The sequence below is a fragment of the Motilimonas cestriensis genome, from assembly GCF_021295315.1.
Taxonomy (GTDB): domain Bacteria; phylum Pseudomonadota; class Gammaproteobacteria; order Enterobacterales; family CBDFNC01; genus Motilimonas; species Motilimonas cestriensis.
Genome location: NZ_JAIMJA010000007.1, coordinates 116381 through 129971 on the forward strand (window position 1 = coordinate 116381; position 13591 = coordinate 129971).

The 13591-nt window shown below is 45.2% G+C and carries 4 protein-coding genes; 1 reads left to right on the forward strand and 3 read right to left on the reverse strand.

What is annotated here, in order from left to right; translation table 11 throughout:
• Nucleotides 1–10: 10 nt before the first annotated feature.
• Nucleotides 11–4714, reverse strand: coding sequence for an alpha-2-macroglobulin family protein (locus K6Y31_RS08730; protein WP_233052405.1), 4704 nt, complete (start codon nucleotides 4712–4714; stop codon nucleotides 11–13).
• Nucleotides 4715–5005: 291 nt separating this feature from the next.
• Here K6Y31_RS08730 and K6Y31_RS08735 point away from each other — a divergent pair, with 291 nt between their 5' ends.
• On the forward strand, nucleotides 5006–6727 hold the full coding sequence (locus K6Y31_RS08735) for a methyl-accepting chemotaxis protein (protein ID WP_233052406.1): 1722 nt from the start codon (nucleotides 5006–5008) through the stop codon (nucleotides 6725–6727).
• A 96-nt stretch (nucleotides 6728–6823) separates the two neighbouring features.
• Here K6Y31_RS08735 and K6Y31_RS08740 read toward each other — a convergent pair whose 3' ends face one another.
• On the reverse strand, nucleotides 6824–8878 hold the full coding sequence (locus tag K6Y31_RS08740) for a M4 family metallopeptidase (RefSeq protein ID WP_233052407.1): 2055 nt from the start codon (nucleotides 8876–8878) through the stop codon (nucleotides 6824–6826).
• A 343-nt stretch (nucleotides 8879–9221) separates the two neighbouring features.
• On the reverse strand, nucleotides 9222–13190 hold the full coding sequence (locus K6Y31_RS08745; protein WP_233052408.1) for a hybrid sensor histidine kinase/response regulator transcription factor: 3969 nt from the start codon (nucleotides 13188–13190) through the stop codon (nucleotides 9222–9224).
• Nucleotides 13191–13591 lie beyond the last annotated feature (401 nt).

Below are 13591 nucleotides of genomic sequence, written 5' to 3' on the forward strand. Positions count from 1 at the left end.
CTTACACGTGTTACTGAATATTAAGCTGAGCCACTGAGCCAGTTTGATAAATAAAACGTGCTGGCTGATACATATCCTCAATATAGAGCGCCGGCATTTTCGCCTGACCTTGGCTTTGCGCTCGTAACACATAAGCCAGTGTTAACTCTTTGTACTGACCAGCACTTGGTAATGCTACCACCCAGCGGTCGTTACGATATTCAATGCGCTCAGCGGCGGCATTATCGGTTTTTTCTAACACCGCGGCAATCAAGGCATCACTGTTAGTAAACGCAGGGTCTTCTAATACAAACCCTGTTGGTACTTGCTCTACCAATAAGCCATTTTTTAAATACTCTTTTAATTTTACCGTTAGCACCACAATGAGCTTATCCCCTACAGCGAGTGTTGCTGCTTGTTGAGTATTGTTGCCATCCATCGCTTGCATGCTAATTGGCTGGCCATTACTTTGATAAAAAGTTCTGGTCACGTGCTCAATATCGATTGTCGACGTTGGCGGCGTATTGGCGTTGGCATGGCCTTGCGCAGACGCAATCACATAAACAGGGTTGGTTGATTTATTTTCCAGTACCAACTCAGGCCACATTGGTGCACTGCCTTGCCCTTGCGCAGTATGTTCAACACCATCTAGGGTCAAGCTTACAGGCTGCTGATTTAACTGCTTTAAGCTTATGCCAGCCTCAACCAAGGCGTTATTTTCTTGGGTACTGAGGTAGCGGTCTTTACTGGCCTGCTGTACTACTTTTTCTACTAGTTGATTACGCAGCGCAATGAGCGGCTGACTCAGTTTTACCCGTTGTTCAAGTTGAGCGAGTAACGCAACAATACGCGCATTATCCCGCACCGCTGAGCCGTAATCATAATCCTGCCAGCGCGTCGATTGGCGGGTTTGAGTATTCGCGTTAAGCAAATATTGTTGACCTTTTGCCGCATCGCCAGCCAGCATAAACGCAGCGCCAAGATGAGCCGAGTCAAGGGCAGAGCTAAACGTTACTTGCTCTAACTGCCAAAGATCTGACACCGTAATTTGCCCCTCACGCGCTAAGATCCAAGCACTATAAAAAGCCGCAGATGACTGTTGTTGTAACAGCTGCCCTAGATAACGTTGGCTGGCATTAAACATATCATCAGGCACCAAGGCTTCATCAAATTGGTTCACCCGCGCCAAAAAGTCACTGACATAAGCACTGATCCAATAGCGGGTATCGCCGTGTTTACTCCACATGGCAAAACTGCCGTTGGCTTTTTGCATACCCGATAAGCGTTGTACCGCTTGACTGAGTAACTGACGCTCTGTTTTCTTTGCTAATATCGGCGCTTTTAATAAATCCAGCGACGTATCTTGATACAACCAAGGCAATGCCTTACTGGTCGTTTGTTCGGCGCAGCCATAAGGGTAAGCAAATAAATGTTGTGCGTATTGGCCAATATTTAGCATCGCCGATGACGAAAAACTTAACCAGCCAGCCTTCCCCTTAACCGGTGTCATATTCGGCCAGTTGCCGCTTTCATTTAACCAAACACTCTCACCGGCCGCTAAGGTGCGATGTACCACATGAGATAGCATCGGCTCAGGGCTGCGCACCGGCATCTGCCAGCTGCGGGTTTGAGAGTAAACATCACTGGCTAAGGTTAAGGTTAACTGTCCTTTACTAAAGCCTGCATTGGCCGACAAACTCACGGGTAAACTTGCCCGTTCACCGTCTTGCAACGTCACTTCAAGCTGCGTATTGCCTTCAAGGCTGAGGGCTTCATCACCACTGACTTGCGCGTTGATGGTTGCCACTTCGCCCGATTGATTAAATACTTCTAACAAAGTTTGCGTTTTGTCACCGGGCGCAATAAATCGAGGTACCGACAGCTCGGCGACCAGCGGCGCAGCAATAGCGACATCCTCAACTTGCTGTCCTACTTGCTTGGCGCTAAACACGGTCGCCACCACTTGTGCTTCACCGTTATAGTCAGGCAATGCAATAGACACCGTGGCTTGACCATTGGCATCAAGGGCCACCAGATCAGACATAATAGTAATTGTTTTGGCCTCAACCAAATCACCTAAATGATTATTTGCAGCCATATCACCGCCATAACGATGACGTAAAAAGGAATCAGGACGCTGCTGATATTGACGAGAATATAAATCCACGACATCAGCGCCGTATCTACGCTGGGCAAAAAACCAATCACTGATGGATGGCACCTGATAACGCGATAAGTTCGTAATGCCCTTGTCCATTAAAGAAAGGGTTAACCATGCCTGCTCACCGGTGAGCTCGCCGGCGCTAACGGTAAAGGTGGCATTTTCAAGGGGACGCAGCGGCTGTTGATGCTCGATGGCAACTTTAACTATGCGCTGCTGACGATCCAGTAGCACTGGCTTAATGCTAAACAAGCGTCTTGGCATATGCTCAGTGGTGACTATCTGCGTGGCCGTTAAGTAAATGTCGTGGCGCTTTAGATTTTCAGGTATCGTCACGGCGGCACTGCCTTTGCCATCAACAACAGTAATATTTTGTTGCCAAAGAATTTTGCCTGCTTCTAACGCCAGCTGAATGTCGCCATCAAAATCGCTGTTGATGGTAACCTCAACTTGCTCACCATTTTGGTAATGGGGTTTATTTAGCGTTAAGTCTAGATGATCGGGTTTTGCTGGTTTTTGCTGTCCGCCTTCCTGCCAGCCAGCATAAAAAGTGTATAAGGTTTCGACGCCATCACTGTTGCGTAACCGCACGCGATAATCGCCCCACTCTACAGCAACATTAATGTCAGCGGCCTCGCCTTGGTTGACGTTAATCACTTCACTTAATACTGGGCGCCACTCATTATCACGCACTAAATCCCAACCATAAGCTTCGCTATAGGTCCAATAGTAGCCACCGCGGTTGCGCTCTAGCTTATACTCCAACTTACCTGCCATTGGCTCAGTGCCGTCGCTGCTGAGGTTTATCACCTTAAAGTCTAAATGGCTAAATGATTGGGCCTCATCAAACTCAGCTCGGATCCCCGGAATGGCAAGATTGCGCCATAACAAGGCTTGCTGCTGACGCGTCACTGCTGCGCCACCTGTTTCAAGTAGCTCAAAACTGATATTGGCGACAGCGGGCCCTTTTAATTTCTGTTGATCTATCAAAGGTAATGAAAAAGCCACGTCACCTTGTTGATCCAATTTTAACGCTGGTAACTCCGGTAAATCACGATAGCTATCAACATAAAAAGGCGTACCGACAAAATAGTCTTGATAAGGCCCCACCAGCTCATTCACACTTTGATAAGTAACGTTTAGCTTTAGCTCATTGCCCGCCGCTGGCGCGCCAAATAAATAGCGGCCATTGGCGGTCACATCTACACGCTCTTGGCCAATTAACAAAGGTTTTTTAGCACTGCCCTGACCCCCTAAGGCAAAGGTTAAGTCCATGCGCTCAGGCACAAATTCACTCACATTGAACGAAAACACCGACAAGGCTTTACTGGCAGCTTTATTTGCTTTTACCATCAATGACCAGCGGCCCAACGGCGCATCTTTTGGTATATCAAACCACTGCTGAAAAAAGCCTCGACCTTGCTCTGTTAGCAGCTGGCCAATGACCACTTTGCCATCGGGTTTAACCAGCTCAACATAGACACTATTTTGTTTAATCGCAGCGCCATCAGCATCACGCAAAACAATATTAAGGGGTAAGGACTCGCCCGGTTTAAACAAGTCTCGATTAGAATAAGTAAACGCTTCAACCGGCTGATAATCTCGGCCATCCACACTAAAGTCAGAGAGATCTAATGGCACTTCACGCAGTGGTAAATAAGCCAAGCCTTGGTCAGACTCCACTAATAACACATCGCCAGTGTGCGCTTTATAATCAAAGCTGGCAGCGCCATTACTAAGTTGTCCAAGTAAGTTTTGCTTACCTCCTTCGGTTAGCACCCACACTTTGGCTTTAGGTAACGGAGCATCGTTTTTCAGCCAAACTGCATTCACATTTAACTGTTCAGGATAAACCTTGGCCTGTAAACCTATGTCTGTTAATAACAGTTGCGCAACGGTCATGTTGTCACTTGAAAACTGGCCGCCGCCTTTTATTGCAACTAAATACCATCCGTTAGTTACTTCATCTGGAATTCGAATATTGGCTTGTACCGCTTCATTTTTAGCAGCCGTTGGCAGGTCAAACTGCAGCGTGGTCACGGTAGTAAAATACTTACTTAATTGATCAACCCGCCAACCAGATGCCTGCTCAGAATAGTAAAACTGGCTTAATAGGTCGGCTTGATTGTTAAGGCGCAATACCTCAACCGATACACTGGATAAATTCACCGCCGAAATCGGTAAGGTGCGCGAGCCCGACGCCATCACGAAAGGGCCTCGGCCCAATAACTTAACCGCAGGTTGAATTTCAGCAATCTCAACTTGCTGGCTAAATGTTTGCTCACCATTAGCCACTTGCACATTATAACGCTGGCCTATTTCAACATCAGTTGTAATAAAAGCGTTTTCAGCTTGGTTCATAAACCAGCTCATTGTCACAACCTGGTCAGAGTTCTCCATGGTTACCTTAATGTCGTTCACATCCGGCACCACCACTGCATCATTAAATTCCAGAATAATTGCAGGTTTACCTAAGTGCGTGTAAGGCCCGACATAATCAACCTCGGTCGCAATACTAAACACGCTAACAACACATAAAATAAAGCCTAAAAATAGTTGATAAAGGAAACGCATATTGCCGCCTTACAATCAGAAAGAAAAAGATGTTGAACGTTATTGGAACTAATATAACGCTTAAATCGAAAAAACGGGTTAGGAAAATCGACCTAAACGGGTTTGCATCATAACGAAGCGATACCAAGAGGTAAAATATTGTCAGAAATAACAATAAGTAAATAAATATTGCTACCCGCCCTTGATATAAATCAACCTTGATTAAACTACACTAGTAGTTAGTCTATGCTTTCTCTTCGCAAAGCCTAGAATAAAAAAAAGAATAATATGCTAAGTGTTAGGAAGTGAAAGATGCAATCTATTACAACCAATGTCGATAAACCACAGCGCTCTAGTCCAAAAGCCAATAAAACAGGGTTTTTGTCATTGTTTCAAACGGTCAATGCTCGCCTTAAAATCAGTGCATTAATTACACTGCTATCGTTAATCTTTATTGCCTACCAAGGCATCACTGGTATGCAACAAGCGACTAATTCCCTAGAAGACCTGTACACACAAGGCATGCAACATACAGTACGCTCAGGAAAAATTTTGCAACTCTTAAGCAGTGCCCGCAGCCAGCTGTTATTGTCCTTTCAGCATGATCCAACTTCTGACTTTGCCAAAATGCATCAACACCACCTTAACCAGCATATTGATGCAATTAATAATGCGTTAAAAGAGCTGCACAATATCGTCGACAAAGAAATATTAACGTCCCAATTATCGCCCGAAGAAAGCAAGCAAATCAATAAATTAGTAGCAGAGCTCGACAAGATCACTAACCAAGGTTTCAACCCCGCAATTTCTGCATTACAAAACAATGAATTCACCAAAGCAAATCTCATTTTGCTGCAAGTGATTAATCCTATGTTCGTTCAAGTCAGCCAGCAAGCAACGGGCTTTTTAACGCTACAGACGAACGAGGCAAGAACGAATTTCGAACACGCAAAAAACAACAGCGAGTCTTTCTTTACTTTTACCCTTGCTACGGTAGTCATCTGCATCAGTGTTATTTCATGGCTATCTTGGTTAATCATTAACAGAATTAACCGCGCCTCATACCAACTTGAGCATACCGGTAACGATATTGCCCAAGGTGATTTAACCCAGCGCGTGCATATTTCGGGTGATGATGAATTTGCCCATATCGCCGTCCACGTTAATCGAATTGTGGATAGCTTCCATCACTTAGTACAAACCACCCATCAATCAACCCAACTATTGGCTCAAGCGGCTGAAGAAAACTCAGCGGTGTCTTTGCAAACTAAACAAAATATTCTAGACCAACAGATGCAAACCCAGCTCATCGCCACCGCAATCCATCAATTTACCGCGACCGTCCACGAGGTGGCGCAAAGTGCACAATCTGCCTCAACCGCATCAGAGCAAGCCGACATATCAGCCGCTAGTGGTCTTAAAATAGTCAAAGACAGTATCACCATGATTGAAAACTTGTCTGATGAAATGCAGCAATCTGTTGCTTCAATGCAAGCGCTAGCACAACATGCTTTAGATATTGGCAGCGTAGTCGATGTGATCCAAAGTATTTCAGAGCAAACCAACTTACTGGCACTTAACGCAGCGATTGAAGCCGCGCGCGCAGGCGAACAAGGCCGTGGTTTTGCCGTGGTTGCTGATGAGGTTCGCACCCTTGCTAGTCGTACGCAACATTCAACCCAAGAAATTCAAGGAACGATCCTCACCTTACAACAAGGCAGTAAGGACGCAACGCAACGCTTAGAAAGAGGCGCGGAGCATGCCAGTAGCACAGCACTTGAAGCGAAAAAAGCGGGAGATGCACTGGTTGAAATCACTGCAAGTGTAGATCAAATCAATGCCATGAACGCACAAATTGCCACCGCAGCTGAACAGCAAAGCTCTGTCACCGAAGAAATAAACCGCAACATCACCAACATCAGTGAAATAGCCAATCAAACTGCATCAGGTGCAGAGCAAAGCAGTGCGGCCAGTGACCAGCTAGCGCAACTAGCCGAGAACTTACAACAAGAAATCGAAACATTTAAAGTGTAAAACCAAACAAACTCGCCATCCGATCAAGGGTGGCGAGTGAGTGATTAGTTGAATATTAAAGGAGCCAACTGGCTCCTTTATCATTCATTAAGCAGATTAACAACCGCCTAATTTTTTCCAAATATTCCAAGCTGAACTCGCGGTAGGAACGACATTGGTACTCCACCAAATTGCCTCGTAACGGTTACCTGAGTAAACCACTTCATCGCCTAGTGAATAAGACTGATTAGCGCTCCAAGCGCCAACACCGTTACAACCTTCACCCGGCTCATTGGTTGGCGTAACACTTGGCTCAACTGTAGGTGCTACCGTTGGGGCAACGGTAGGTTGTGGCGTTGGCTCAGGCACTGTGCCGCCATCCACTAAATCCCATGGTCCCCATTGTGCAGTCCCTGGCTCTTGACCTTGGTTCCACCACAGTGATACATACTGCTTGCCTTTGTGTGACACTTTATCACCCGCAAGATAAACTTTTTGGCTGTTCCAAGCGCCGCCTGGTAACGGATCAGGCGTGGGCGCTATCGTCGGCTCCGTTGTTGGTGTAACGGTTGGTGCTAATGTGGGTGCAACCGTTGGCGTCACGCCACCCACGGGTTTTTTACCAGCGCGACAATAGCTTGATGACAAACCAACATCACTAAGGGCAGCCGCAATGTCATTACCGTCCCAGCCTAAATCGGCAGCCGCACGACAAGCGCCATCGCCCGCTTGCTGATAAGTTGCGTTAGAGGTCCATAAACGACGCTCATTGGCACGTAAGAACACTTCAAATGCATATCTCACATTCCAACCGGGCGTAGTCGCTAAGTTGTAAAACACCTTGTTAAACACACCTGACGAATGGTGAGGATCCATACCAGTGGTGTATCTTGATACATGATCAATCGAGCGTCCATCAGATGTCGGGTTTTTCATGCTGCGCATAAAGCCCGAATTTTTATAGATTTCATTACCCATAATGAAATCAGCACGGCCATAAATGTATTCCTTTAATGCCATGCCCGCCATGTCAGAAAATGATTCATTCAGCCCACCTGATTGGTTTCTATAAACTAAACCTGAGTGGTTTTCTGTAAAACCGTGAGCGACTTCATGGCCCACCACAGACACACTGGTAAACGGATGAAAGCGTGAGCCGCCATCACCAAAACTCATTTTGCCCTGATACCAAAAAGCATTATTGGCGTCTTTGTCTGTATTGCCATAATGCACACGCATTATCAACTTAGAAGGTAACGCCGCCGTGGCATACCAATCACGAAACATTTGTACATGTTTAGTACCATTGTACAAAGCTTCACTGCCCACGCCGTAAGCACCATTCACATCCGCTTCAACAAAACGGTTATCAGAATCAACACAGTTGTATGGGTAAGCCGGAGATGTAGTCGTGTAATCAGCACGATTATTTAGATTGACTATGCGCACATCTTGGTTTTCCAAGGTACAGCGATTGCCTGATTTCGTAACGCTCAGATGATCCCACTCACCTTGACCGTAACTGATTAAACCGCGTCTTTCATTGCCACCTTCACCCGTCGCTTTGGCATGGGGAATATTATTATATTGCTCTAATACCTCCCCAGTATTGGCATCCATGATCAACACTGGTGCTTTAACGGCATTGACATCAACAAAGCCAAAGAATAAGTAAGCTAAGTGCGCTTTACCCGATTCACTGGCGTAAATATAAAGCTGGGTTGGCTGCTCTTGTTTAACTCGATCAAGAGAGGTGCCTTCATCACGCGCGATAATCTGTTTCGCTAAGCCATCAATATCCCGAACACTGATCAGAGGCGTGACTGATTTTACATCGTCCTCAATATTTTTAAGCACGCTACCTGCTACATATGTGTATTTTTCCGTTTGCTCATTTTTAAGCAACACAATATCACCACCGAGGATCGGGACACCTTGGTAATATTGTTGCAACGTCTGATGCAGTTCGCCGTGTTGCGCGCTATTACTTTGCTCAGCCACGCTCAACCCATCTGGCTCAGCAAGTATGCCTAAACTCAGTGCTTGTGGACTACCAACAATACCTAGGCTGTTGACATCGTCTAGGTTCAATTCCACTACTTCTGCTGAAAAAGCAGGGCTGGCTATTAATGCAGCGGCGACTGCAATGACGCTTCCTTTCAATTTAAACATTATCATGTCTTCCTTTATCAATTCTAATGAGTGCTCAACCAGAACGTCCTCGTTCTTTTAAGCCCATTTAGAGTAGATAAAGCGCACAACCATTTATTTCAGATAAGGGACGTTTTTTTGAAACTAAACGACAAGATGTCATAAACAATGTTTAAGCTACTTTTGTCATTTCTCTGCAAATTAGCTAGGCTATTTCCATAATGAATGGCTTATTTCAGCGAACAGAGTGGTTACCATTCAACGCAGGCTAAAACTGACAAGTAATTTTTTTATAACTAAATTTCATTAACTTAATAATGAACAGGTATCAATTTAGCGAAAGTAAATGGCACCAACCAGCTTGTTATACCCGCTCGACTTGATCCTGATATTTTTTCGGTGTGACGCCAAAGCGAGCCTTATAAAGGGTTGTAAAATAACTTTGCGAACTAAAGCCACACATTAACGCCACTTCCGATATGGCAATGCCAGAGCGTAGAATTTCATTAGACTGCAGTAACCGATATTCCCGTAGCATTTCACTCGGTGTCACCCCTAGCAAGCCTTTAATTTTGCGCTGCAACTGCTTACTACTCATAAACATTTGCTCAGCACATTGCACAACACTGAAATCACTATCATGAAAATGCTGCTTAAAAATATGCTCAAGTTTATTAATAAACTCTTGGTCTTTACCTTTAAGACCATGGCTAATGCCTATGGGACCCGCGGGCTCACTTTTATCAGCGGAGAAACCATGGGTAAGCACATTTAAGTTATCTACTTTTAATTTAAGCTCATCGATATCAAATGGCTTGGTGATAAAATCCGTCACTTGATGTACTAGCGCCATCCTTCGTGAGTCATCATCGACCTTAGCGGTCACTAATAAAAAAGGGATATGGCAGGTTTTATCATTGTCACGAATCGCATCACATACTTCCAGCCCGGTTAAACTTGGGATCTGCCAGTCACATAGGATCACATTTGGAATTGCATCAGTGGCTATCGCCAATGCTTGCTGGCCATCACTGGCCACCAAGCATTGGTAGTGGTCACAAAATACCGACACCAAGTAATCTGACAACTCAATATTATCCTCAACAATCAACAAAATATCGTCTATGTCTGTGGCAGTATTCATTGCATTAGTCTGTGAACGTGTAACGGGTCGCAAGGGCTCTGTTAATGGCTGAAAGTCAAAACAAGGCTCAACAATTTCCTTAGCGCGCGCGAGGGGCAAACGAATCAAAAAGACGCTACCTTGATCAGAGGTTGATTCCGCTGTTATATCGCCGCCTATCGCAATTAAGGTTTCCTTAACTAAAGCTAAGCCTAATCCGGTGCCTGTTACATCGGGATGCCGTCGCTGTTGTTCTCGATAAAAAGGTTCAAAAATATGGTCTAAATCAGCCTCATCAATGCCATAGCCATCGTCTTCAACCGTTATGATCAACTGGCCATTGTCTCCATGCCACTTAACGTTAACATGACCACCGGGACGGTTATATTTAATGCCGTTACTGATGACATTTTGAATAATGAGTTGTAACTCATCCGCGCTGGCCGCCACACAATAACCCGCCTGTCCCGATAGGCAAATATCAACTTGTTGATGCTGTGCTAAATCTTGATACTGCAGCTTAATGTGCTTGATCACCGGATCAAACGGCGTGACTGCAGAGGGCTCCCTGAGCCCAGTTTGGGTCAATTTAAGCAGTTTATCTGTCATTAACAGTAAGCGACGCGCGTTTCTCTCTATTACTGCCCACTGGGTTGGGGTGATAGCAGATGATGCCTTGTCAGATAGAGCCGACGTTAACGGGCTCAGAATAAGCGTCAAAGGTGTGCGAAACTCATGGGACACATTAGCAAACAAGCGAACCCGCTGATCCAACATAGCTTTTATTTCATGGGTACGCTCTTGTACTTTTCCCTCAAGTTTATGATTCTGACGCTGTAAAAATCGCGCTCTAGAGCGCGCAATCAATACGCCAACCATGACCAGCAGCAACCCCAACAACAAGGTAAACCAAAGTGTTTGGTAAAAATAAGCCGGAACTGCTAGCTTCAGCTTTTGTTGCCCCAACCACTCACCGTTCGCGTTTTCACTTTCAATAAAAAATGTGTGACGCCCAGGCGGTAATTGATGATAAGTGACCGAATGCTGACCGGGCTCGGTATAATTCCAGCTATTATCTATGCCTTGCATTTTATAGCGAAAGCGTGTGTCGGGGTTAAATGAGAAATCGGCAAAATGTAATCTAATGGCCGAATCTTGCACTAGGTTAAGTCTTTGTTCATATCGAAACGGCACCGTTACCCAAGACGATTCATCACTGCGCATGGTTGTCGCCTGTTTGATTTCTATATGGGTGACTTGTGCAGCACTGGCCTGCTGCTCTAAATCAACCAGCGCAGGATCAATCTTTAACAGACCATTTATCCCGCCCATATAAAAACGGCCGTCTGCGAGGGCAAGACTGGCCTTAGCGTTAAATTCTTGAATAGCCATGCCGTTAGCTAATGAAAAGCGCCTTACTTGCAAACTGTTGGGATCAATATGCAATAAGGTCGACCCTGCGTTACTCCAAATATCGCCTTTGGCGTCCTCAAAAACCGAATATGCGGCTCGCCCTTGGTCAAAGCCACTGGGCTCCTTTATTGATTGAAACTGTTTAGTATTTAAATCAAAACGGATAACCCCAGAGCGACTAGCAAGCCACAGTGCGTGACTAGATTGATCAACTAAATGATCGTACACCCCATCAAAAACCAAGGCGCCATTGGCCGTCAGCTCAGTGAGCTGAAAACTTTTCTTATCCATCTCAATAAGTTGATTATCCACGGTGGTCAACCAAACTTTTGCTTGGTTTTGCGCGGCGCTGGTCACCTTAGCTAAAAAGGGCTGATGACTCGGCCAGTCATCCGGTTTGAATGGTGAGAACCGATCGGTAACCTGATCGTATTTCAATAAACCAGACTCAAACGATAGTGCCCAGAGCGCATCATTGAATACCATTAATTCACTGACAAAGCGCCCTCTATTCATCTGATCAAAGTGGTCAAACGAATAAGGCTCAAGCTGGCTAGATTGAGGCGAAAAAGTAGCAACACCAAAATCGCCAGCTAACCACGTTTTACCATTAAAGGGTAAAGAATGAACGATGACGCCAAGCTTATTGCCGTTCATTTTAGTCAATATTTTTTTGTCGATTAACTTGCCATCGTCAGACACCAAGTTATAGGCCCCGTTTGCGGTAAAGCTTTGTAGCTGATTGTATTTATCTTTGTTTAACGCCATGACAGAGCTATCTAATAAGCCATCACTTTTGTCAATTAAGTTAAAATATCGTGCAGTATTCGATAATTTAAACGCACCATGAAGTTGGCTGCCAATCCATAGATTACCGACCTTATCCTCAAAAATCGCACTAACAAACACTTCAGAGAAGCCCTGACCCAGGCTAATAGGATATGCACGTTGTTTGACAAAATCAGCTTGATAAAGGCCTGCTTTTGAGCCCAGCCAAATCAGCCCTGCTGAATCTTCAAACAATATTTGCACGGGATCGGTTAACGCCAGTGCTTGATTCGAGAAATAGCGCACCTCATGCGTTTGGCTATTTATTTCATAAAGTCCGTCAGCACTACAAACCCATACCACTTGATTGGTGGCAGTAAGACACGTGGCATCAAGCTCTGCATTGATGGCTTCACCGGTAAAAAGCTCAAAATCGTTGCTCTGTGCCGGTGAGAAATATAGCCCTTTGTTGGTCGCCGCCCAAAGGGTATTGAGCCCATCTTTAGCAAGGCTATGAACATCAAGAGTGAGTTTGCTGAGATTAGATTCAGCAGAAATATTGGTGACATCCCCCCTTTCAGAAACCATATAAACGCCGCCCCTGCCCGCTAAATAGGCGTGCTCACCATCAATAAGAATGCTGCGAATGAGATAGCCAGCATGGGTGCCCGTTAACTGCTCAGGTGTGAAACTGCGAACGACAGATTGTGTCGTTGGATCATAAATATCAAGGCCATTAGGAGTTAATATCCACAAATGACCATTCCTACCCTTTGCTAAGCGCCAGATAAATTGGCTTGATAACGCGCCAGCGGGAATCGATTCAAAGCGGTGACCATCAAAACGATTCGCCCCTTCTTGCGTGGCTAACCACAGAAAACCGCTGTCGTCTTGCACCATGGCATTAACACTGGCTTGGGTTAACCCTTGATTTAATGACACATTGGCAAAGCTATAATGAGGCGCGCTATGAATTTGCTTTGTAAACAATAACATGAATACAATAAAGGCGAGTTTGGCTTGATACATCTGTCTCATCCTTGAGATCGCTTATTTCACCATGGATAACACTAGTATCCTGCTGAGATATAGAACATTGTATGTTAATTGATTGTTAAGGAACGGCGCAATAACTGAGATGCTTAATTGGGATCTAAGTGGCTTCGAACTCGGCTGGAGCAGCAGAAATACTGCAACATTGCATACGCTTTGTTCGCAGAATAAATTCTGCTCCTACGCCACGCATCAGGCCCTGTAGGAGCGGTATTTATACCGCGAAAACTAGTGATTATTCGCAGAATAAATTCTGCTCCTGCGCCACAAATCAGGCCCTGTAGGAGCGGTATTTATACCGCGAAAACTAGTGATTATTCGCAGAATAAATTCTGCTCCTGCGCCACAAATCAGGCCCTGTAGGAGCGGTATTTATA

Coding starts and splice junctions, on each gene's coding strand:
- K6Y31_RS08730 (WP_233052405.1), bottom strand. CDS start 4,714: ATGCGTTTCCTTTATCAACTATTTTTAGGCTTTATTTTATGTGTTGTT.
- K6Y31_RS08735 (WP_233052406.1), top strand. CDS start 5,006: ATGCAATCTATTACAACCAATGTCGATAAACCACAGCGCTCTAGTCCA.
- K6Y31_RS08740 (WP_233052407.1), bottom strand. CDS start 8,878: ATGTTTAAATTGAAAGGAAGCGTCATTGCAGTCGCCGCTGCATTAATA.
- K6Y31_RS08745 (WP_233052408.1), bottom strand. CDS start 13,190: ATGTATCAAGCCAAACTCGCCTTTATTGTATTCATGTTATTGTTTACA.